The organism is Ktedonobacter racemifer DSM 44963 (genome assembly GCF_000178855.1).
GTDB lineage: Bacteria > Chloroflexota > Ktedonobacteria > Ktedonobacterales > Ktedonobacteraceae > Ktedonobacter > Ktedonobacter racemifer.
The window spans coordinates 1,037,238-1,060,836 of the sequence record NZ_ADVG01000005.1; the positions used below are offsets into that span (position 1 = coordinate 1,037,238).

At 56.6% G+C, this 23,599-nt stretch carries 16 protein-coding genes and 2 pseudogenes; 8 read left to right on the forward strand and 10 right to left on the reverse strand.

Translation table 11 applies throughout. The features are described from left to right. Positions 1-184: 184 nt before the first annotated feature. Entirely contained in the window at positions 185-1,087 is a 903-nt protein-coding gene (locus KRAC_RS58580) for an ABC transporter ATP-binding protein (RefSeq protein WP_007923178.1), read from the reverse strand. 703 nt (positions 1,088-1,790) lie between these two features. On the opposite strand from KRAC_RS58580, the gene KRAC_RS58585 reads away from it, so the two are divergent. Continuing rightward, entirely contained in the window at positions 1,791-2,102 is a 312-nt protein-coding gene (locus KRAC_RS58585; RefSeq protein ID WP_007904242.1) for a hypothetical protein, read from the forward strand. 20 nt (positions 2,103-2,122) lie between these two features. On the opposite strand, the gene KRAC_RS58590 is transcribed toward KRAC_RS58585, so the two are convergent. Continuing rightward, positions 2,123-3,337, reverse strand: coding sequence for an IS110 family RNA-guided transposase (locus tag KRAC_RS58590; protein ID WP_007923179.1), 1,215 nt, complete (start codon positions 3,335-3,337; stop codon positions 2,123-2,125). 248 nt (positions 3,338-3,585) lie between these two features. Here KRAC_RS58590 and iscB point away from each other — a divergent pair, with 248 nt between their 5' ends. Then, a complete protein-coding gene (gene iscB / locus KRAC_RS58595) occupies positions 3,586-4,875 on the forward strand; it encodes an RNA-guided endonuclease IscB (protein ID WP_007923180.1) in 1,290 nt (429 codons plus the stop codon). Positions 4,876-4,998: 123 nt separating this feature from the next. Beyond that, positions 4,999-5,382, forward strand: a complete 384-nt coding sequence (locus KRAC_RS58600) for a transposase family protein (protein WP_007923182.1) — start codon at positions 4,999-5,001, stop codon at positions 5,380-5,382. A 119-nt stretch (positions 5,383-5,501) separates the two neighbouring features. Here the strand turns inward: KRAC_RS58600 and wrbA are convergent, their stop codons facing one another. Beyond that, positions 5,502-6,122, reverse strand: a complete 621-nt coding sequence (gene wrbA / locus KRAC_RS58605; protein WP_040448610.1) for an NAD(P)H:quinone oxidoreductase — start codon at positions 6,120-6,122, stop codon at positions 5,502-5,504. Here wrbA and KRAC_RS58610 point away from each other — a divergent pair. The 3 genes from KRAC_RS58610 to KRAC_RS58620 all read left to right on the forward strand — a co-directional run bounded on the left by KRAC_RS58610 (position 6,114) and on the right by KRAC_RS58620 (position 9,785). Then, entirely contained in the window at positions 6,114-7,223 is a 1,110-nt protein-coding gene (locus KRAC_RS58610; RefSeq protein WP_052569438.1) for a site-specific integrase, read from the forward strand. The two genes, wrbA and KRAC_RS58610, sit on opposite strands and share 9 nt — an antisense overlap. A 260-nt stretch (positions 7,224-7,483) precedes the next feature. Continuing rightward, the gene (locus KRAC_RS58615) at positions 7,484-8,635 is read left to right on the forward strand and encodes an aminotransferase class V-fold PLP-dependent enzyme (RefSeq protein WP_007923190.1); all 1,152 of its coding nucleotides are present in this window, start codon (positions 7,484-7,486) and stop codon (positions 8,633-8,635) included. A gap of 100 nt (positions 8,636-8,735) precedes the next feature. Then, entirely contained in the window at positions 8,736-9,785 is a 1,050-nt protein-coding gene (locus KRAC_RS58620) for a phosphotransferase (RefSeq protein WP_007923192.1), read from the forward strand. Positions 9,786-9,901: 116 nt separating this feature from the next. Here KRAC_RS58620 and smc read toward each other — a convergent pair whose 3' ends face one another. The 6 genes and pseudogenes from smc to KRAC_RS79130 all read right to left on the reverse strand — a co-directional run. After that, positions 9,902-13,678: a chromosome segregation protein SMC gene (gene smc / locus KRAC_RS58625; protein ID WP_007923194.1), complete on the reverse strand. Its 3,777-nt coding sequence runs from the start codon at positions 13,676-13,678 to the stop codon at positions 9,902-9,904. 812 nt (positions 13,679-14,490) lie between these two features. Further along, the gene (locus KRAC_RS78960) at positions 14,491-14,619 is read right to left on the reverse strand and encodes a hypothetical protein (protein ID WP_007923196.1); all 129 of its coding nucleotides are present in this window, start codon (positions 14,617-14,619) and stop codon (positions 14,491-14,493) included. Positions 14,620-16,209: 1,590 nt separating this feature from the next. Next, positions 16,210-17,597, reverse strand: a pseudogene (locus tag KRAC_RS68720) (zinc ribbon domain-containing protein). Between the two features lie 199 nt (positions 17,598-17,796). Continuing rightward, on the reverse strand, positions 17,797-18,744 hold the full coding sequence (locus KRAC_RS64770; RefSeq protein WP_007916970.1) for an integrase core domain-containing protein: 948 nt from the start codon (positions 18,742-18,744) through the stop codon (positions 17,797-17,799). Further along, positions 18,726-19,133, reverse strand: a complete 408-nt coding sequence (locus KRAC_RS70090) for a helix-turn-helix domain-containing protein (protein ID WP_040442046.1) — start codon at positions 19,131-19,133, stop codon at positions 18,726-18,728. Before KRAC_RS70090 ends, KRAC_RS64770 begins: the two co-directional genes overlap by 19 nt. 324 nt (positions 19,134-19,457) lie before the next feature. Further along, positions 19,458-19,655, reverse strand: a pseudogene (locus KRAC_RS79130) (transposase); the annotation flags it as partial. Positions 19,656-20,056: 401 nt separating this feature from the next. Here KRAC_RS79130 and KRAC_RS58660 point away from each other — a divergent pair. Then, a complete protein-coding gene (locus KRAC_RS58660; RefSeq protein ID WP_007923198.1) occupies positions 20,057-21,664 on the forward strand; it encodes an ArnT family glycosyltransferase in 1,608 nt (535 codons plus the stop codon). A 180-nt stretch (positions 21,665-21,844) separates the two neighbouring features. Further along, entirely contained in the window at positions 21,845-22,573 is a 729-nt protein-coding gene (locus KRAC_RS58665; protein WP_007923199.1) for a GH25 family lysozyme, read from the forward strand. 9 nt (positions 22,574-22,582) lie between these two features. On the opposite strand, the gene KRAC_RS58670 is transcribed toward KRAC_RS58665, so the two are convergent. Continuing rightward, positions 22,583-23,599 (reverse strand): tyrosine-type recombinase/integrase, encoded by a 1,017-nt coding sequence (locus KRAC_RS58670; RefSeq protein WP_007923200.1) that lies wholly within the window; start codon positions 23,597-23,599, stop codon positions 22,583-22,585.

A 23,599-nucleotide genomic window follows, 5' to 3' on the forward strand; every position in this document is an offset into this window, starting at 1 on the left:
TCTTTTTTTGTTCTGTCTATACAGTAGAGTGCAAAAAGTTCTGCTTTGGTTCCCGTTTTCAAGAAATTCCAGAGGCTTTTTTGATAAACATGAATTACGCTGTGCTCTTGTAGTTCTCTTCAGCAGGTTTGAGGTCCCCCAGGCGCCACAGTGTTTTCACCATAGATACTTTCACATCCGGAGGTTATTCGTTGAGAGGGGAGCGTGGAGAGGCAAGAGCTTGACGTGTATTGCGCATAAACCATATATAACTATCTTCCAGGTTGGGTTCGATGGCGACAACATTGGGGTTGGACGGCTTTTCACCAACAACACGATAGTGCGTATTCAGACCCATATTGAGCGTTGACACAATCGTAAAATTCCCCTCCGGCTTTTGATCTGCTGTAATCTGCCAAACCTTGCCTTGCGCCTCCTTCAACATCTCAGAAACCGTTCCCTGAAAGAGCAGACGACCTTTCGCTATGCATGCAAGTTGCTGGCACGTTTGAGCGATGTCTTCAACGATATGTGTGGAGAGAAGCACAGTCCGTTTCCCCGCCAGGTCTGAAAGCAAGTTGCGGAAGAGGATACGCTCTTCGGGATCAAGGCCCGCTGTAGGTTCATCGACGATAAGCAGTTGAGGGTCGTTGAGGAGGGCCTGTGCAATGCCAATGCGGCGCTTCATGCCCCCAGAAAATGTTTTGAGCTTGCGGCGAGCAAGATGGCTCATTGCGACGATCTCTAGCGACTCATCAACACGTCGCTGCCTCTGTTTACGATCATCGAGACCCTTGAGAATACCCATGTAGTCCAGAAATTCATACGCTGAAAGGTCGGTATACACACCTAATTCTTGAGGCAGATAGCCAAGGATACGCTTGATCTGGGTTCGACCTCGCTCTGTAGTGCCATCATAGCTGCCGACACGAATTGAACCATTGGAAGGGGAAAGAACGCCCGCCAGAATGCGCATGAAGGTCGTTTTGCCTGCGCCGTTAGGACCAAGCAGGCCAAACATACCACCAGAGATAGTCAGACTCAGGTCCTCAAGAGCACGGATATCTCCTCTATAGACTTTGGTAAGGTGCCGAACTTCTATTCGCATGCGAAGAATTCTCCGATCAGATGAAATGATTGTTATCTATATAGCGTTGCTAGCAAACAGAGTGAAACCAGCTTTGGCGTTTACAGCCTATCATGAAAAAGGGGAAACGCCAAGGGAGAGCAAAGGAAGCTCTTACCGAGTGGGGTTCTTTTTTGGATTGTGCTGCAAGAAATTGCAAAGGGGAAACTGGGTGTGGTGGGGTTGCAGACCGACTCACATGATGCTGGCTCTTCCGCGAAGTTGATGAAAAACACCGGTAGTTTGCTAAAGCGCGAAGCATTTTAACAGGCCTTTTATGTAATTGGGAAGGTTCTTCTATTACACTTGCATCATCTCCCTAGTCAACGATCCCCACGCATGAATGCGGGGGCTTGTCCCTTGTGTTGATGCCGTCTTCGTTGTCCAGCCGAGGTACCAGAGCCCGCAGGCAAGGCGCTGATTGGTACCAGCGTTGCGCTCGTCACGACACCTCGTTGTGCTTCCTCAGCAGCGAGCGCTGTCGCTCAGCGTTAAAAGCACCCGTCGGGGTACGGGTCGGTGCGTTGAGCCGAACAAGCGAGAGCAACACCGGCGAGGGGAGCGTCCTGAGTCAGCCTGCTCAGGACCGTTACACAGCCCGGTAACGGGGCCCTCACACGAGGGAAACGAAAGACCCTCTATGTCAAGAGCCAAAACGAGAAAGGAAAAAGTAAGGTGAGCAGAAATGAAACTGCCTCCCGTGTGGGCTTACAAGTCTCCCACCTCGGTCAAGGCCAAGACGAGCGCGCCCACCCCCGACTCTTTCCCATCCTGCGCGGCCTTGACTCGGGGTGGTCTGCTGCGAGTAACCCACACCGGAAGTCGGGAACGCGGTGGTGGGCTGCGGCAGACGTTGGAGCGAAGGGCAGGGATGAAGGAATGGCTCACGCTCGGCAGAAAGAGCGTGGCGGGAACCGTTTGGGCGACTCCGTTGGAGCACACGGTCTCCGCACTGACAAAAGATGTTGCAGTGCTGAGTCTGCCCAACCAGCCATGACGCCAAGGGACAGCCTGGGTTTAGGCGACACGTTGACGAGGCGCGTGAGCCAGCTTCGCCGCTTCAAACGTTGCGGCCTGATAGACGTCCTTACTCACCCACATGCGATAGATGATGCGTACCCAGACATTTGCCAGGCAGCGGACGGCCATACTGTGGGTCTTGCCTTCCATCCGCTTGCGCTGATAATACTCTCGTGCCCAGCCATCTTGTCGCGTCGTCTGCCAGGCGAACTGATAGAGCACATTGCGCAGCGGCTTGAGGCAGGCAAAGCGTTTATGGGCTTTGGAAAAATTGCCGCTTTGGAACGGCACAGGAGCCGTACCCGCCAGTTCCTGCACGCTTTGGGCATCTCGGTAACGCGCTCGGTCATCCCCCCATTCGGCAAGCAGCCGCGGAGCCAGACGCTGAGCGGCCCGAGGCAGAGATTGCCACAGGTCATGGTCGGGATGCTTCAAAAAAAGGGAAGCAATCTCCTTATCGTAGCTTTTGATGTCCTCAAGCAGTAGCAGCAACTGTCTGACCAGCGAGAGCATCAGGCGCGATTTGGCACGCACGATAACCTCATTGGCCGTCAACTCTTGGTGATGCAGTTGCTCCACTATCTCAGTGGCTGCCCGCCTCGCATTGGGATACTTGCACCTTTTGAGCAGTGCCTCAATCTCTTCAAGGGAAGCGGCCGCCGCTGCGGCTGGAGTCGGATACGCCTGCAAAAACAGCAGTGTCGAGGGCTGATGCAGTTTTCCAAACAGCTTCAAGCCGACTGGGTAATACTCTTTGAGGCAGGCGGTGAGTTGGTTGACCAGTCGCGTTTGGCTTTGAATCAGGGCATCCTGATCGCGTGTGAGCGTCTTCAATTCAGCAATGATCGGGCTATCAGGAGAGAGGCGACGCAGATCGGCCAGGTCAAAACGTCCGGTTTTCGCCAGCAGATAGGCATCAATGCGGTCGGTCTTCGCGCCTGCTGTTTTACGCAGTTGATTCGCGGTCTTCGGGTTGACCGGATACACCGGAATGCCTGCTTCCAACAGGAAGGTAATGAGCAGGCCATGATTCGTTTCGACGATACAGGCCAGATCCTCCGGCCTAGAGGCTATGCTCAGCAAAAAGTCTTTCAAGTGGTGCAAACCTTGATGGCTGTGGGCAAAACGCTGCGTTCCCACCCGATGTCCGGCTTCATCGAGCACAACCACATCATGATGGGTATCGCTCCAATCCAATCCAACATACCACATCTTCGAAGTTCCTTTCGCCAAAACGTCCTGGGAGCGGTCGGGTCCTTATATAACGGGTGCTCGAAGCAACTACCCTCCAATCATCGATTGGCCCAGGAAAAACTGCTGGGAAAGAGCGATCTTTCGTTGCCGGTCAAGCCGTGTGGAGTCCTTAGCCTTTCCCCAGCAGGACGAATCGAGCAGGGAGCGACCCTGCTAGCCCTTGGTCGAGAGGGCTTGAAAACATATTAACATATAAGGAGTCACCCATGGTGTTTGTGCTCGACAGACACAAAAAGCCGCTCATGCCCTGTACCCCCAGACGTGCACGCCTCCTGCTCGCACGCAAGCGGGCGGTGGTCCACCGGCTCAGCCCCTTCACGATCCGTCTCAAGGACCGCAGCGTCCAGCAGAGCACGCTGCAACCGGTGGCGCTCAAGATCGATCCTGGCGCAAAAACCACGGGCCTGGCCCTGGCGCGGGTGGAGGAGACCAGCGAGGGAGAGGTGCACCACGCGCTGCACCTGGCCGAACTCTCCCACCGAGGAGAGGAGGTCCGCGACCAACTGCGCAAACGGGCCGGGTATCGACGCCGGAGGCGTTCGACCAACCTGCGCTATCGGCCGGCGCGCTTCCTCAACCGCCGTCGAGCGCCTGGCTGGCTCCCGCCGTCCCTGCGCTCACGCATCGACAATGTCCTGTCCTGGGGCAGGCGCTATCAGCGCTGGGTTCCGCTGGTGCGCATCGCGGTGGAGCGCGTGAAGTTCGACACGCAGCTCTTGCAGCAACCAGAGATCTCCGGGGTCGAGTACCAGCGCGGGGAACTGGCCGGTTGGGAAGTGCGCGCCTATCTCCTGGAGAAGTTCGGGCGCAGGTGCGTGTACTGCGGGCGCACGGACACGCCCTTCGAGTTGGACCATATCCAGCCGCGCAGTCGGGGTGGTTCCAACCGCGTGTCGAATCTGGCGCTCAGTTGCCACACGTGCAATGCCGCCAAGGGGGAGCGCACCGCCGCGGAGTTCGGCCATCCCGAAGTGGCCGCCCAGGCGAAGCAGCCGTTGCGGGACACGGCGGCGGTCAACGCCACCCGCTACGCGCTCTGTGACGAACTGCGCACGCTGGACCTGCCGCTCACCACCTGGAGCGGCGGACGCACGAGATGGAACCGGGCGCGCTTCTCGATCCCCAAGACGCACGCGCTGGATGCCCTGTGCGTGGGGGAGGTGGCGGGAGTCAAGGTGGGTGCGCACCAGGCCCTGGCCATCACAGCCACGGGTCGGGGTCGCTACAGCCGCACGAATGTCGACGAGTCGGGCTTTCCGGTTGGCTCCTTGATGCGCCGCAAGCAGGTCCTGGGAATCAAAACGGGGGACCGGGTGCGGGCCATGGTTCCGGAAGGGTTTGCGGCGCAGGGGACCCATACCGGGCGCATCGCCGTGCGCGCGAACAAGCACTTTCGCATGGGCAAGGTGCAGGGGATTCCTGCGCGATTTTGCCGGGTGCTCCAACTGGCCGACGGCTACGACTATGCTGTGGTGGCAACGACCTTGCAGGGATGACGGACCGAGGAGCCCCCTCCCCTGCCACCAGGAAAGGAACGCCTGCTTCCTCCCCATGGGTGAACCCAGGGGCATCCGCAGGCCGAATGAGGTGATACCGAACTTGATGGAAGGGCCTCTTCAATGGCTGATCAAGCACTTTTACCTGATCCTACGCACTTACACCTGCTTCACCTGGAGGCAGAGAGCAACATGATCACGGCCACGGTGAAAACAACAGTTGAAACGGCCCGATGTCCGCCCTGCAACTGCGGATCAGAAAAAGTCCATTCCCAGTATCGTCGAGTGCTGGCAGACCTGCCCTGGATGGGGTGTGCCGTCCAAATGGTTCTGCATATCCGGCGCTTTTTCTGTCTGAATCCAGACTGCCAACGGAAGATCTTCACGGAGCGTTTGCCTGGGGTAGTCGCCCCTTACGCTCACCGAACGCTTCGGTTACAAGACCTCTTCACACTGATCAGTTTCGCTCTTGGAAGGGAGGCACCCACGAGACGCGCAACGAGATAAGCGCAAGTAAAGAGCAAAGAAACAGTCCGCCGGTGATCCTGTATTGTCACGAAAACGGCTCTCTGGTGTCCAGGTCGGAGAGCCGTTTCTGTACGCTTGCCTTGCTGTTCTTCCTGTCCTTACGCTTGGAATTGCTTCGGACCAAGCCGAAGTGTCACTTCGGCCACTTGCTGTCCCAGGTAATGAGCCACGGCCAGATCATCCTCGGAGAGGGTACGACCCGCCGCTCCACCGGCAATCGCCATCACCCCATACGGCGAGCCTGCACGCTGGAGCAAAGGGGTGGCATAGCCACATGGCACCATGAGCATGCCCAGGTGCATCAGTTGCACCATCATCCCCAAAGCGGCCTGTTCAACGCCCCCATGCGGGGTTGAAGCCACAGCCATCACCCCGGCAGGACGACCAAGCAGGGCATTGCTCCTCCAGAGGGGACTCGCTTGTTCCAAAAAGGCTTTCATGGCTGCTGACATTCCTCCATAGCGTGTCCCTGAACCAAGAATCAGCCCATCAGCGTGTACCAAATCATCCATACGTGCCACGGGAAGCGGATGGATACGTTCTGCGTACACGCGCCCCGTCCAGGGATGGGCACGCAAGGCTTCCTCCGTCTCCAGGTCAGGAACTCGTTTCAACTGGGCAGTCATTCCTGGCACACTTTCCACGCCTCTCAGAGCCTGTTCGGCCAGCGTCAAACAGTTGCCACCCTGCGAATGGACGAGAACGAGAATATGCATCATGTCTCCTCTTTCTTGCTCTTGCTGCTAGATGCCACCAGTGCAACGGATCGCTTCCCCATTCACATGACCGTTGGCTGCCGAGCCAAGGAACACGATCAGGGCCGCAACATCCTCCGGCCTGGTCAGTCGGCCCCTGCCTGGACCGTCCAGGAGTACCTGGAATACTGGCTAAGCGCCCATGGGCCGACCATACGTGCTATTAGCCTTATGGGCTACAGACACGCCGTTAACCGCATTAATAAAATTGTGGGCAACGTTAAGTTAAAGGCCCTTAAGGCAGATAAAATACAACTAGCCTATGGTACGATGCTTAAGAACGGCTTTAAGCCCAGGACGATACAAACCACGCACACGATTTTTGCCATTGCTTTAAATGACGCGGTGGACTGGGAATACTTGCCCAGTAACCCCGCGTCAAAAGTCACGCCCCCAAAAGCAGGCAAGAGAGAATATACATTGCTGGATATGGACGAAGCTAAGCGCCTCATAGACGCGGCGGGCGATACGCCTATACGTGCTATAATTGCCCTCGCGGTCGGGACGGGTATGCGTAAGGCTGAAATAACCGCCTTAAAATGGTCCTCTATCGACCTGGACGCAAAAAAATTGTATGTCGCCGAGGGCGCGGTTTATGTGAAGTTAGATGAAACACCAGGCCAAATTGTGGAAAATGACCCTAAAACGTCCAGCGGGCGGCGGTCGCTTACCCTGCCCGACTTTGTCATTGACGAATTGCGCGCCCATAAGATACGGCAAAAAGAGCAACGGCTTAAGGCAGGGGCAGCCTGGGTGGATCACGGCCTAGTGTTTACCAATCGGCGCGGGGGCCACATATATGTGTCTATTAACGAAATGTTCAAACGTGTATTAGCTCAGGCCGGCTTACCGGATATGCGCTTGCATGACCTCAGGCACTCCCTCGCGTCTATCCTGCTAGCTATGGGCGTACATCCTAAGGTAGTGCAGGAGATACTGGGGCATAGTAGCATAACCATAACTATGAATATCTACAGCCACGTTATGCCGTCAATGCATAGTGCGGCGGTGGAGGGCCTGAACGCCAAATTTAAAGGCGGCGACCTGGGCGAAAACGCGATATAAAAGCGGGGCAAATTTGGGGCAAAAAGTACATTTTTAAGGCTATTGGGTGTCAAATTGGGTGCAAAGTGGGGCTTGTGGTCTAGTTTGACATAGACTCATCAGGCTTGCAGGGCGGATTAAAGGGGCTAGGTATTTTAAAACCCGTGACTATGCGATATACTAAAGTATCAATGCATGCAAATTAGTTGGTAGTGAGTAGCCGCAGGCGCGAGAAGTCATGCACAGTATATGTCGCATTATCTATCCAAGGAGCGAAAACGTTGGCAGACCTATCTCACATTCAGCGCATCCGCGAGCAGTTGCCCGCGACATCAAGCAATATTTATCTCAATACTGGCACCTTTGGTCCCCTGCCTACTCTGTGTATCCAGGCCGTTCAGGACCACTTTGAGCGCGAGTTGCGGGAGGGACGTATCGGGACCAAAAGCTTTGAAAATACGGGCAACACCTATAAGCAGGCGCGCCAGAATATCGCGCGCCTGCTCAAAGCCGATGAAGAAGAGATCGCTCTGACCGATAACACTGGTGAGGGCCTCAACATCGTCGCCAATGGCATCAACTGGAAGGCGGGCGACGAGGTCATCACTACCGATCACGAGCATATCAGCGCCCTGGCCCCGCTCTATCAGCTCCGCGACCGCTACGGCATTACCATTCGCTTCGCGGAATTGGGCCTGCGCGCCGACCGCCCGGTCGACGAGGCCATCGCGCCGCTTATCAACGAGCACACGCGCCTGATCCTCATCTCGCATGTGACCTGGACCACGGGTGCGGTGCTCGATGTACGCGCCGTCAATCGCCTGGGACACGAGCACAATATTCCTGTACTCATCGATGGTGCTCAGTCTGCCGGGGCCATTCCCCTGGATATGAAAGAACTTGAGGTCGATTTCTACGCCATCCCCATGCAGAAGTGGCTCTGCGGTCCCGAGGGCACGGGTGGCCTCTTCGCCAGCCGCGAGGCACTCAAGCATATCACCTCAACCTACGTCGGCTACTGGTCAGCCAAGAACTTCCACGGCGATTGGGCCTTGATCGAGAGTGCGCAGCGCTTCGAGTTGGGCGGCAGGCAGACGGCGGCCATCGCAGGCCAGAACGCCTCCCTGGAATGGTTTGAGCACGAAGTTGGGCACCAGTGGATGTTCGAGCGCATCAGTCAGCTCAACAGCTACGCCAGCCAGGCCCTACAAAGCGTCACCGGCCTAACTCTCCTCACTCCCACGCCCGGCGCCAGCGGACTCCTCTCCTTCACTATCGAAGGCAAGGCCGACGAGGAGATCGTCACCGCCCTGCGCGAGCGCAACATCCTGATCCGCAACATCCCCGAAACTCGGTCCCTGCGCATCTCCACCGGCTTCTACAACACCGAAGAAGAGATCGACACACTGGTTAAAGCATTGCAGGAGCTGTAGAAAAAAGGGCACTACTGACGTACGCACCCTATGCTGGGCGCTTGTACGCTGCCTGGGTGGCGTAGGCGTGTACGTCAGTAGCGCTGCATGAGGCATTTCAATGGAAGAAACTTCTTTTTTCCTGACAGCCATCACCGAGGCATATGGGCAATCGCCCCTTGCCCTCACTGCATTACGCAAGCATAATCCAGAGGGAAAGCAGCTATATCGCGTCGATTTTACGGTGGGACCTTCCTGGGTGATGCGCGCCTATCATGAGAGCCATAACCTGACCGACGCCTTTCGCTTTATAAGTGGCTCTCAATCCCTCCTTGAATGGCTACAAGGAACTGCTCATACGTTATCTTCTATGACGAACCAGGGCTATCCTGCCCCAACGATCATTCCCTCTCTTACAGGAGAGCTTGTTGGAACACATCAAAAGTGGCATATGCTCGTGACAACCTTTGTAGATGGTAACGCAAAAGATACAAGTCCAGAAAAGATGGCTGCACTGGGAGCTGCACTTAGCCAGTTGCACACACTTTACCTTCCTGAACAGTCTTCAACGGATAGTGAGTTTGCACTTTCCTGGTGGTCGCGTACTCGCCTACAAGAAGGGTCACACCGCCTGAGATCTGCCGCACCCTATGTTCCCCAGGAGATACAAGCCCTTTATGATGCATGCCAGCACACCTTTGATTATTTCCAGCATGACTCACTCCTTCCACAAACGCTTATCCATGGAGATTGCTGGGCCGAAAATGGTGTCCAGGCGCAAGAGGGACAGACAACTCTGATTGATTGGGAATGCGCAGGCCTGGGGCTACCGATTCTTGATTTCGGCTCACTGCTCCTGCACTGCCACTTTGATCAACGGGATAAACGCGAACACCAGGCTTACCCCCAGTACCAACCTGACCCCCAGCGCATCGCAGCCGTTGTGCAAGGCTATTCTCGTTGGCGACGGCTCTCAACTTATGAGAGCGAAGCCCTGTTAGAGGCTGTTCGTTTCAGCGTGACTTGGCGGCTTGCCTGGTTCTTTTCGCTCCTGGCAAAAGACACGACAAACGAATGGGTTCAGGGTGCCTTGAGACGCTGGCAGCGTTGGTATGCCATTAGCGAGGACATTGCACACCTGGCCCATGAAACCATTGGACAAGCTAACTAACTCGTATCTTTCGTAGTTGCCCACGCCCAGCAGGTGGGCCAGGTAGTGCTTCTAAAGGGCGCACCTACCTGGCCCACCTGCATGGGCAGTGGAACCATCACATATCATCCCATTATTTACCGTTCGTGGACGGCGACGGCCTCTTCGAGGCGGATGGAGAGCATGCGCGAGACGCTGTCACGCATGGAGACGCCGTAGATGACCTGGGCTGCGGTCATAGTGACGCGATTGTGCGTGATGACGATAAACTGGGTCTTCTGCGCCAGCTGTCTGAGGATGTCGCAGAAGCGGGCGACGTTGGATTCGTCGAGCGCGGCGTCGACCTCGTCGAGAAGGCAGAAGGGCGGAGGGTTGATCTCCAGGAGGGAGAAGAGCAGGGCGGCCGAGACCAGCGCGCGCTCACCACCCGAGAGTAGCGAGAGGTCCTGCACCTTCTTGCCTGGCGGTTGGACAATCACCTCGACACCAGCGGGCATACTCGTGGGCGAGGCCGCGCCCTCATCCTCGCCACCCTTGGCGCTGATCAACTCCAAGCGGGCGTTACCACCGTTGAAGAGGGTGGTAAAGTGCTCGCGGAAGCGGGCGTTGACGGCCTGGAAGGTGGCCTCAAACTGCCGGGCCATGGTGGCGTCTAGCTGATCAATGATGGTGCGGAGCTGGAGCGCGGCCTGGTCAAGGTCCGTGATCTGCGAGGTCAGGAATTCGTAGCGCGTCTTCGTCTCCTCGTAGAGCTGGGGAGCGTTCTCGTCACAGCCGCCCATGGCTTTGAGACGGCTGCGCAGGGCGTCTACGCGCCGCCGTAGCTTGCGCAGGTGCGCCTCCTCCTCTTCGGAGAGGCTCCCATCTGCCTGTAGTGCGGCGGGATGGCTTCCGTTGGTGCCTGGCGTGGACTCGCTATCGATGCTTTCGATACGCTCGGCCTGGCGCGCCAGTTCCTGGGGATCTTCGATGCCCATCTCGTCACGCAACTGTTCGAGCAGGGTCTCGATGGCGTCATGCGCCTTCTGGCTGTCGAGCAGGGCCTTACGATAGACGCCCTCTTGCTCACTCATCTCGTGCTGCATGCGGTTGCGCTGCTGCTCGATACTGGCGATCTGTTGCTCAACCTGGGCCAGTTGTCCCTCGACCTCGTGTAGCTGCGTCTGCTGCGCCTTGGCCTGGATACGTGCCTGCTCCAACTGCTGGCGCTGGCCCTCAATGCTCTCACGTAACTGCTGCTGGCGCTGCTCAAGCTCTTTGGCACGCGCCACCTGCTGACCAATCTGCGCCTTGAGATCCTGGGCCTGCGTGTTCTGCTGTGCGAGCTGCTGGCGCAGGGCCTTGGCCTCCTGGCGCTTGACTGCGAGGGCTGTACGCGCCCGACCTAGCTCATCCTGCTGACGACGATAGGAGGTAGCACGCTCCTCCATCTCGTACTGTAGCTCCTCCACCAGGCCGGACATCTCCCGCTGCTTCTTCTCATGCGCCTGGACACGTTCCTGGCCCGCCACGACCTCTTGCTCCAGGCCCGCGACCTCGGCGGCGAGCTGCTGCTCAATGGAGGCTGAGAGTCTGATTTCGGTCTGCGAGCGCTCCTGATCGCGCTGGATATTCGTCACAATCTTATTCTGCTCATTAGCGCGAGCGGAGAGCTTCTGGAGCTGCTTATCGAGGGCGTTCTGCTCGACGCGTCGCCCCTCCTGGGCACGCTGTACCTCGCTCAGTGAGGCATTAAGGCCATCGAGTTGCTCCTTCTGCTCATCGAGTTGCTGGGGAAGCTCACGCAATTCGCGCTCATAGGCCAGCAGGCCCTGCTGCGCTCCCCCCTTGCTCGCACCACCAGAAAGCCAGCCATCCACGTGCAGGACATCGCCCTTCAGCGTGACAATGGAGGTAAAAGGAAGGTCGCTGACGGAAGAGAGGCTCAAGGGCAGCGCCCAGTCCAGAAGTTCGCGCGCGGCATCGAGGTCCTGCGCGATGACGACGCCACGCAGCAAACGCGCGAAGAGGGGCTGGTAGCGTGCCTCACACTGGACGAGTTTCGCCGCGAAACCTTTAACGCGTGCTTGCAACTCGGGCTTCTGTTCAAGGAAGCGCTGCAAAACAGCCTCTTCGACCTGGTCCTGGATGCCGCTGACCTCCCTGCCTCCTTCATCTTCGTCCTCGCGCTCCAGCCAGACGATCATGGCCTTGCCACTATTCGAGCTTTGCAAGTACTGCTGGCAGCCCAGGGCATTATCTAATGTCTCGACCACAACGGCCTGCATGTAGGGTCCCAAAGCAGCCTCCAGGGCCTGCTCCATCCCCTCGGGGACAACGCCCAGTTGCGGCACTGGACCAAGCATGCCATTGAGCTTGCCAGCGGGGGCGCGCAGAAGAGCACGTACGCCGTCGCTATAGCCGCTCAGGCTCTGGCGCCAGTTCTTGAGCATGTTCAGGCGGTCGGAGATTGTGCGGCGCTTGCGTTCGGCGTCCGCGATCAGACCTTTGATCCGCTCCATCTCCTGCTGCCCTTCGGCGATGGATTTGGCGATGCCCTGCTTCTGCTGCTGGACCTGTTGCTCTTCGTCACGCACGGCCTGAAGGCGCGCCCGCTCCTCGACGAGCTTTCCTTCAAGAGTACGCAGCGTCTGCTGGGCCTCAGCGATGGTGTTGCGCCGGGCGGCCAGGGTCCGGTTGCGCTCACCTACTTGCTTCTGCAAGCGTCCTAGCTCGGTCTGACTGGAGCCCAGGCGTGCCTGGACCTGGACAAGATCGTTCTGTGCGGCCCGCAGGCGGCGCTCATCCAGCTCATACTCTTTCTGCGCACGCGAGACCTTCATCTCCAGGTCGGCCAGTTTCGCCGAACCCTCGTCAACCGCCTCGTCGGCCAGGTCGCACTGCTCCTCCAGGTCGATAAGCTGCTTTTGCAGGGCGATCAGGCGCTCACGCAGGCGGCGCTCTTCCTGCTGCATATCGCCGCGCTGGCGCTCCAGGCCTCCAATACGCTCCTCATTGACCGCCAGGTCTCGCTCACCACGCTGAACGACCTCGTTGGCCTCGTTCCAGGCCCGGCGCAGTTCCGCGATGCGGGCCTGGGTCTGCTGGCGCGTGGCACGATAGCCCATGCCCTGGTCAACAACGAACTGCAAGGCCTGCTCCAGCTCGCGTACCTTGCTCGCCTGCTCCTGTTCTAAGCGCTCGGTGCGCTCGCTATTGACGCGCAGGCGCCGCCACTGCAAGGTATACCAGGCCAGCAGCACCTCTTGCAGCTCGGCGCTAACCTGCTTATACTCGACGGCGCGCTTGGCCTGGATCTCCAGCGGACCCAGGCGCGGCTCAATCTCGCTAACGATGTCGCGCACCCGATCCAGGTTCATCTCCGTCTGCTTGAGACGGTTATCGGCCTCGGTGCGCTGCACCTGAAAGGGACGAATGCCTGCCGCGTTCTCAAAGAGTCCACGCCGCTCCTCGGCGCGCAGGCTCAGCGCGGCATCGATCAGACCCTGGCCGATAACGGTATAGGAGTCGTGTCCGATGCGGGCCTGGGCCAGCAGTAAGAGGACATCCTTGAGACGTACCTTCTGCTTATTAATTAAATACTCGTTCTCGCCCGAACGAAACGAACGGCGCGTGACCGTAATCTCGCTATAATCTGAGGGCACCCAGCCCGTGCTGTTATCAATGGTTAGTGATACCTCGGCCATACCTAGCGCCGCCTTCCCCTGTCCACCCACAAAAATAATGTCGTCGCTCTTCTTTCCACGCAGCTGGCGCATATTCTGCTCGCCAAGCACCCAGCGCATCGCGTCGGCGACGTTCGACTTGCCCGACCCATTGGGTCCCACCACCGCCGTAATCCCTGGACTAAACTCCAGAACCGTACGCGAGGCAAAACTCTTGAAGCCAAGCATTTCCAGGCGTTTTAAATACACAACGCGATCCCTTCCTCCAAGAAAAGACTCTGAGAATTCCCACCGATCATACCATAGCCATCCATTACAGCCAAGTGCTCAAAAAAATACCAGAAAGAGAGAAGAGGCGGGAGATCTTCTCTCTTTCTGGCATTCGCGGAAAGTGAGGCAAACAGTCACAATACATGAGTGATGGGCAGGTCATCTATTGCATACCCTTACATAGCAAGCATACCCCTCCAACTAAATCATTCATCTACCTCTATACATACTGCCTGTATACTCAGTAGCGACTCTATCAAACACAACATATTCCTGATCAGTGACACTCTGCATGGGCTAAAGCCCAGCAGCTTCTGACACGGCTCCGTAAGCGCCTCCGTGAGACATGTCCCGTAGGGACTACTCAAAATGGAGGCGTAGTGTGGTAGCCATATCTGAGAGGCGCGCACCCATCCGGCGCAATCCCCCCTGGGGTCGAGTAGGGAGCGGTTGTCCCTTGCGGGATCACCCGTCACCCTCTCGCCGAACCGGACGTACGAGTTTCCAGGTATCCGGCTCTCCCTTTACGTTTCGCTGAAGATGTTCTCTATCAGGGAGCGTACCAGCGTTCAGTCGTTTTCCCTGTTTTGAGATGGCCGTCAGTGCTTCCAATCTCCTAATGACTGTATCGGGTAGCATCAGCACACCCTCGCTTTCGGTTGATTGTAGGCTACGTAAGCTACTTCCCTTCCCCTCGATAGTGGAGGTTTCAGACGTATTACTACGCTTTATCCTTCTATCAGTATCGCATGAGCTTCTTTGCTCTGCGATCTGCGAGACCCATTACAGGCTCACATTGAGATGAAGTAGACCGCCAGCGAGGTACTGATGCTGTCCCGACCTGCCTGATGTTTCAGGTGGTTTCCTGGACTCAGCCCTTTTCCAACGGTCTCTTCCCGAACCCAGCGGGCCACTTTCATGGCACTGTAGCTCTCCAGAACCCTTTGCCTCGTTGCGCAAAGATCGTGTGGCCCATCCAGGCCAACCTCTGCCGCTGAGACGAGTTCCTGGGACCCTTCGCCCTGTCTGTGTCTTTCTCACAGGCCCCGGCGGGGCGTGACTTCCGCGACTACTTCGGTCCCTCTGTACCCATACACCTCGCGGTGGTTAGGGCAACCCCAAGTTGCCTCCAAGAATCTCAGTTCGTGCTCCAGGTGTCCTTTACGTCTTTTCCCGTTCCTTACGGGTAGGCTCCGACGGAAGCTTTGTCGGGAAGTAGTACCGTTCCCGGCAACGTCGAACACAGGCGCTAGTACCGTTTCCTGTGGGCTGCCCCGGTTCCGCCTTGACTGGGCTTCAGACAATCAGTCTTCACCATACACGACTTACCTGACGAGCCTCTGGCCCCTGGTACTGGGACTTCACTCGCCTTTGATACAACATGCTACGGTCCCCTCGACTCTTTCGAGCGAAAGTAAGTTGCTGGTTTATCCACACTGCTTCAGTGGACCCACCCCGACGGGTGAGAGAGATTCTTGTGCCACATGGGCGCACGTAGGGTAGGGTAAGAGGCCAAGTCCCGATTGCTCGGGAGCATCAACCCCTCCCCTCCGAACTCCACGTGCACCCTTTCGATGCATGAAGCTCTCCAGAGGCCAGTGTCTTTTCAACACCACTCCCACAGTGGTCTTCTGACACATCCGTGTCAACCACCATTTTTGAGTGTGGCCTCCTGCAACCCTTTGCTGGGTACATACCCAACTCGTATGGTCGCTCCGTCACCATGCCCCTTACGGGGTTTAGGCGATCCCTTAGTTCCATCAAATGTCTCAGTCTGTACGTAGGTGCCCATTTCGTCATTTCCCTCTCCGTGAGGGCTGGCTCCAACGAGAGCTTGTAGGGAAAGTAGTACCGTTCCCCTACACGTTGGACACAGGCGATAGTCCCTTCTCCTGTGGGCTGCTCCATTTCCGCCGTGACTTGAATTCAGCCAATCAAGACTTCACCCTATACAGCTTCACTGATGAGCCTCTGGCTCCTGGGACTGGAGCTTCACTCACCTTTGACACGACATGCTATTTTCCCCCCACGCCTTTCGGGTGAAGGTGTCCCCGCTCTCTATGAGAACGGGTAAGTCGCTGTGTTACTCACCTTGCTCTAGTGAGCTTACCCCGACGGGTAAGGGAGACATTTGTGGCACAAAGGCGCACTACTACGGAAGCTCCGTCACCATGCAGGTGTGACCCTGTTTAGGTGATCCCGTATTTACAGCAGAATGAGTTTTAGCATGCTCCAGGGCACCCGTTCGTCCAATGTGTACCTCTCGTAGTAAGAGAATGCCAGATTGGTTGGATAGAACGATAGCACCGCCTTATCGCGCTACAATCTGGTCTAGCGTTTCAGCCATCTTTCGCTAGCGTCGGCCTGGAGACCATTTGGACTAGGTTTCAAGAAATCCATCCTTACCCATACACGCTTTGCGCTGGCAGCTCAAGGCGTTGATGACTTGTCTTTACGCTGTCTTTTCCTCACATGCTCTACTCCCCTCCCCCTTTCGAGGTTCAAGCCTTTCAGCAAGGATAAGTGAGGTGCGCAGAAGGTCTTCCAACAACCTTCACAACTTCTGTTGCGCTCATATTCTGCCGCCGATACGGCGCACCGGTGCCAGGCCCGTTGGCGTGATCCCCTTGCCTTGCTTGAGCAAGAGATGGTTGCCCTTCGCGTTCGGCATCCTGAGAGATCCCAACACCTGGGTCTTTCGACCCCCTCATCGCACGTCGCGAACGAGCATGAGGCTTTTCCTTCAACGGTTCTTGGTCGCGCTTGATCAAGCGCTGCCCGATTCTCAGACTGGCATTGCGGTCGGCATGGTCGCGCATCTGGCATTGTGAGCACAGGCAAAGCGCCGCGCCGGGCGTGTATCCCTCAACCGGCTCGCCCTCGTTGTAGCGAATGACGGGCGCGTGACAGCGATGGCATTGCCGGCTCGTATTGCGCGGATTGACGCGGCACGTGATGAGACCACCTGCCTTCCACGCCTTGTACTTCGAATACTTGAAGATGCGCCCTGCGCATCCAGTAGGCGCGTTTCATGTTGCTGCGGCGCGCATACGTGCCTTTTTGCGGGCGCAGGTTGCCTAGATGCTCGAAGACCAGTATGCTTGCTTGCTGCTCGATGGCAAACTGGACAATGCGGGCGCTCACCTGGTGCGCGATGTGCTCATCGACGTGCTTGATCTTGCGCCACAGATCAGCATTGTCCTGTTCCCCTTGGGCAATGATGCCAGTCTGAGATCGCTTGTGTGCAATGCGTCCGAGCAGTCTCTTCCAAAAAGCCAGATACCGCTGTGCCATTTCCAATGAAGGACGTCGCCAGGATGGTGCCTTCGACTGCCTGGACGGTACACACAGCTATATGCTGGTCGAGGTTCAAATCGACCGCGCAGAGACGTGTCTCTCTGGATGCTATCTGTTCAACAACGTTGGCGGGGGCCTCCAACGTTTTCTCGATGGGAGTATGCAACCACCAGTGGTTGCCCTTGCGAACCAGTTGCGGGCTCCCTAGTGCGTACCCCTCGGGAATATCGCGAGAAAGCGCACCAATTTTGAGCCAGGACCGGTACGTGCCGGTCCGCACTCTGAGCATGATGGAGTGCTGAGAGCGTTCTTTCCACAAGCCCGCGTAGAAGGAGGCCGACTTGTTCCAGGTGCGCGGCGGGACCGGTGGTCGCTCCCTGAACGGCTGCTTCTTCTTGCCCTTTTTGCATGGTTGGGCCTCGTGCTTCTCTTTGCGTGCTCGCCACGTTTTGAGCGAGGAGAAAAATGCGCGAGCAGAGCCAAGGGCCGCATTGATGGCGGCGCGCCGGAACATCGCGGGGATATCCGGGGCGATGTCGGAGAGTGGCAGAATGGGATGGGGGCTCTTCTCTGTATTGTTTTCCGACTTCAGCTCTTGCAAGAGTACTTGAGATTACAAAAAACAAGCGCTCAAGCAAAAAGCAAACGAGTAAGCATGAGAACATGAGCGAGAAAAATGAGGAAAGAGTCGTCCAGGAAGGGAGAAAAGTAGGCGCGCAAGTGATGAAGAGCAAACGAGCAAGCAGAAAAGTGGACAGCAGTCTCCTCGACGAATCTACTCCCGCAAGCAAGCACAAAGATTATCGCGCCTGGAGGTGTCGCCGTCGCAGGTTCATCATGCGCTGTCGTTCCTCTGAACGAGCGCGCTCTTGCATCAAGGCAATGTAGTCATCGAGCGGCATCCGTTGGCCTTGCAGCCCTTTGATGGGAAGCTGCTTGATGATGCTCTCATGCTGCAGAACCTCGAAGCAGCGCTCAACTGCATTGACACACAAGGTGATGAGCTGTCCAGCCAGTGCTTGCTTGATGTAATAGTCAGCCCCATCAACGCTCACGCGACCGTCTGACTTGACGCGTCGTGCATAGGTCCGCCCGTGAACCGCTTGTAACCAGGCATCCGGGTCGACCACAGCTGGAAGCGCGGGTAAGGTGGGCAGAACAGGATGCGCCTGGCTGGGAGGACGATTGCGACAACTGCGCCCCTGATGAGGACGTTGTGTGTTGTAGAAGTGCTCAAAGGCCTCGGTAACGTTGCGCACCTCTTCGAGGGTCCCAGGACGATGTACGAACAGACATTCTTCTTTGTAGGTCCGATGATAGCGCTCCACATAGCAGTTAAGTTCCGGGTGGCGTGGTGGCAAGATATTGGGTTGCACGCCGACACACAAGAGAAATTGGCACAGGGCCGAGGGAAAATCGCGTGCTGTTGCACTTCCCACCCAGCGGGGATCGCGATCAAAAGTCAAGATGCTAGGACAGCCAGAGCGACGCAAGAAGGCGACCACCGCCTGGAAGGCCGTTTCCGCGTGAAAATCTTCATGAACCTGGGCATCGAGCAAGAGGGAGGTGCCCGCGTCGACAAAGTTGCACGCTTCGATCACATGCTGCCGCGCGGGCATCAGGATCATGCAGATCAGCAGGAACGGTGGAAATGTCTTTGAAGTCGAGTTGGACTTCTTCCAAAGGGGCTCTTGGCAGGCGCGGAGAGCGTTGACGAGGGGGATCGCGCTCAATGGCTCCTGCAGCATCCAGGATGCGCCAGATGGTGCGTGTCGAACGAGGCAAGCGGGCCTTTTTTGCCTGCAAGGCGCGCATCTCGCTGCAGATAATACAGGATCGCCAGTGGTCCAGGCGTGCGCTGCAACGGCTCTGGGGGAGCCTGACGGATCGAGAGCACCCGCTCTTTGACCTCAGTGTCAATGCGAGGAGGGTGATGGTGAGGGGCGCGAGAGCGAGAAAAGAAGATGGAAGCATCGAGCGCTCCCTGGGCTTGGGCTTCTCGAAACCGCTGACGCCAGGTACAAACCATGCTCACAGAGCAGCCGACCGCATCAGCATACTGCTGAAGTGTCCACTCAGGATGCTGCTGAAGCAGGTGGAAGAGGTGAGCACGCTTTCCAACATATTCAACTTCCATAACACTCCCTTTCTGAGAAGCGGAGAGCAGAGAAAACGATCACCTGTCATGGAGTTTACCTGATGAAAGGGAAGGGAGTCGAGCAAGCGGACAAGGGCTATTTCACAGTGAGAAGCAAGGAGTAAAAAGAGAGCCTGCTCGCTTCTCAAAATCAAGCGAGCAGGCTCTCTTTTTACTACTTGCTTGCTTATTTCAAGCAATCAAGGAAGCGCAAATTTACTGTTTGCTTGCTAAAACAAGCGAGCAAGTGCGATATTCATAGCTTGTTTGCTTTTTCGATCTCAAGTACTTTTGCGAGAGCCAAAGTCGGAAAACAATACACTTCTCCGTCGCATGGGTGAGTTTCTCCAGAGCGGTGAGGGCCTCCTTGTTCTTGAGAGAGAGGATGCCCTCATGGGCCTGGATGACCTCAAAGTAGAAGGCCACGACACGATTGTAGAGCGCCTGATGCTCCGCGAAGGAGTGGGCTGACTGTGGCAGATGCTGCAACGCTTGTCTGATTGTTTTCGTGGCTTTTGCCATTTTTAGTACTTTTCTCTCAAAATATATTGTACCTCTTTTAGAGAGTACTACAATACGTTGTAATTGTCAAATATATGTTCTCTATTGTGCTATGCAAGGGCTAAAGCCGGAACACGCCTCACTGCCGCCGTTGAAACGGCGCAGCTTGCGGCGGGCTAAAGCCCGTTGTGTCATCTTAGATTCTAAGCCTGTCGTCATAATCTGTTTCATATTACTCTGATGTTACGTGAGTTTGGCATATGTGGGGAAGGCTCTTTTCCAGCAGAAGCACATTGGTAAGGAAGGTGAAGAGAATGGTACAATTATGGGGAAAGACAGGCTGGGACGTGGTTGGAGGGGAGAGCTTGTGAGGTGGATTTACACAGTTGCTTGATGTCTTTTTCGCGAAAGGATCTTTTCTCATGGGACTCATCCGGAGAGACGTTTCTCAATCGGCACAAGTGGTTGCCATACGCGCCGCCTCATCACTGCATGCCAGCATCACCACCCTCCTTCGCCGCGCTGACCTCGCTCCCGCCGTGCTAATCATCGCTGGCATCTCGTTCCTGGCCCATGTCCTGGTCGGAGACAATTACGGGTATTTCCGGGATGAACTCTATGTTCTGGCAATGAGCCAGCATCCCTCCTTTGGCTATGTGGATGTCCCGCCGCTGGTTCCCTGGATCACGCTGATTCCCCGCTTGCTTACCGGCAATGCCCTCTGGGCCATCCATGTGATCGCGGCCCTGGTCTGTGCCGGGACAATCATCCTGACCGGACTGATGGCCCGGCTCCTCGGCGGCACGAGGTGGGTCCAGGGACTCGCTACCCTGGGATCGGCGACGGCCCCCGTCCTGATGGCAAACGGCTCAATCTACACTTATGATGTCTTCGATGCATTCTGGTGGGCGGCTTCTGCCACCATCCTCATTGTCCTGCTGCGCGATGAACGCCCCCGCGGCTTCCTCGCGTTCGGCCTGGTGGCTGGCCTGGGATTATTGACGAAGGAGACCATCCTCTTCTGGGGGTTCGCACTGATCCTTGGATTGCTGCTGACCCGACAACGCCGCCTGCTGTTTACTCGCTGGACGGCGTTTGGGGGCCTGATCGCCTTGGCTCTCGTCTTGCCATTCCTGATCTGGAATGCCACGAATGGTTGGGCGTCGGTGCAGTATTGGGCAGGCTATTCCAAAAATCATAGTGCAGGTGGGTCGCCCCTCGATTTCCTGGCCAACCAGATCCTCGGCATGAATCCTCTCTCGGTGCTCTTGTGGGGGGCAGGACTGTGGTACTTCTTCTCCGCACGCGGTGCGCGCTTTCGGGTCTTCGGGTGGGCGTATCTCATCCTCTTCGTTCTCTTCAGTGCGATTCAGGGGAAAACCTATTTTCTGGCACCGGCCTACCCGCCATTATATGCTGGTGGGGCGGTGCTGCTCGGTCAATGGCGGGTGCGCTGGCCAAGATGGGTCGCGGTCTATCCCGTGCTGCTGGTCGTGAGTGCCGTGCTGCTGGCCCCTGCGGTGATGCCGGTGTTGCCACCTGCCGTGTATGGACATATTTATGGCAAGGGTGGCAACGCAGGGTCGCAGCAGGATGCAGGCGATATCGACGGCTTGCCACAAGCCCTGGCGGATCGCTTTGGCTGGGAGGAACAGATCGCGTTGATTGCTCAGGTATATCACAGCCTGCCAATGGATGAGCAGCGGGTTGCCTGTATCTTTACCTCCAATTATGGCGAGGCTGGTGCGCTCGTGCAATTCGGTGGGCGCTATCATCTGCCCCCGCCGATCAGCGGACACAACGCCTTCTATCTCTGGGGGCCGCAAGGGTGTACCGGCCAGGTCGTCATCACGATCAATATTTCTCCCCAGGACGCTGCACAGGGGTTCAACTCGGTGACGCTGGCCGCCAGAACTGCCTGCGATGATTGTGTGGACTTTGAGAATCATGCTCCTATCCTGATCTTGCGGCAGCCGAAGGCGAAGGTACCATTCGCGGTGCTCTGGGCACAGGCTAAGCATTACGATTGAGGTCAGGCAGGGTTGGGAGCATGACAGTTTTTCCCCGCGCGCATCCAGGCTTCAGCGTGGTTGCTTTCCTGGTAATAAGCCGTGCGCGAGCACTATGGCTACCTGGCCCAGAAGATACTGTAGAGTATAGTGGTCGTATGGTATGATGCATATATAGGCAATTATTGGAGGTCGCGGTTAGTGAAGAACATCTTGAAGTACCGCCAACGCATCATCCTTCTTCTCTTCCTCCCATTTCTCTGCCTACTTTCGCTGGGCCTCTTGCTTTATACAGGTCTGCTCTGGCCAAACGCTCTCTTCGCGTCCAGTTACCAGGTGCGGGGCTTAGATGTCTCAAGCTATCAGCAAAAGATTGACTGGAAACTCGTGTCACAGACCGGCACCTATACGTTTGTGTTTATGAAGGCGACCGAGGGCAAATATTATAAAGACCCATTCTTTCAAGCTAACTGGCAAGGCGCCAGAACATACGGCATCCTTCGAGGTGCCTATCACTACTACACCGAGTATCGAACTGGTGCTGAGCAGGCTGACAACTATATCAGCGTGGTGCCTAAAGAGGCAGATATGCTTCCACCTGTACTGGACCTGGAGGTATCTGGTCCGGACCACGCGATTATGCTTCAGGAAATCAAGGTCTTCCTGGACCGTATAGAGGCCTACTACGGGGTCAAGCCCATTATCTATACCGATCACACTCGCTACGACGAGTATATCAAAGGCAACTTTACGAATTATGCCATCTGGATACACGATATCCTTATACCAGCCCAGTGGAGCCAGAGGAATGGCTGGACCTTCTGGCAGTATAGTAATCGCGGGCATATTCCCGGCGTCCCCGGCTTTGTTGATCTCAACGTCTTCTTTGGCGATAAGGCCAAACTGCAAGAACTCACCAGCAAAAAATGACAAAAGCTGCTAGGAGAGGCCAAAGAGCGAGGCAAGCGTGTCGGCATGCCTGTTGTCTGCCTGTTTGAGGGAGGCGAGATAGCGGCCCGTGGTGGCCAGCGATTCATGTCCCAGGCGGGCCTGGATCTCGCTGACCTTGGCGCCAGCATCCTCCATGGTGCGTGCCCAGGTGTGGCGTGTCACGTGGACCTTGGATGTTCCCAGGTGCTTCTCGCAGATATTGGCGACTGAGCGAATGGTGAGCGGGGTTGGGAGGGTGCCATCGCGTTCGGCCTGGCGCGTAAAGCTGATCCAGATGGGGGCCTCGGGATGCAGGCGGCGCAGATTTGCTCCATATGCGAGGACAAGCCATTCCAGCAGCGCGTTGGCGATCCCTGGCGTCAGGGTATCGCGCATGGCCTTGCCACCTTTACAGTTTTCAAAGACCAGGATAATCTTTGATCCCTGCACCTGCACATGGCGCCAGCGCAAGGCAATGACTTCGGATAGACGGCGCCCCGTCTGGAGAAAGATCGCCAGCATAGCATAGTCACGCGCACCCTGCTTGGTAGTGCGATCAATGGTCTGCATGCGTTGGGCAATCTCCTGGGCGTCGATGGGCTGCGCGTTCTTATACGCCTGCACTTTTGAGCGCTCGACCTTAGCAATGGGGTTCTCACATTGGAAGAAGCCACGCTTATTGGCGAAGGTATAAAAGCTGCTCAAATTGGCCAGGCGCTGGTTATAGGTCGCCTCTGAGATCAGGCGCTCGTGTACGGATTGCCCCGCGAAGCCCTGGGCGGTCAAGGCCAGCTCTGTCAGAGCCTGTTGTTTTTCCTGCTCGTTGGCGTCGGGAAGAAGATGGATGAAGGGGTCCAGGTCTCGGGCATGCTGACGCAAGAGGCTACGAAAGGCCCAGAGCGTCTCTTCATACGCCTTATGTGTTTTCGCGCTGCCTGAGCGTCGCCGTTTTGAGTCTAGCCAGGCCATGATAGCTAGGTCAATATGATTGCTGGTAACGAGTGTTGAAAGCGCCTGTTCTTCCAT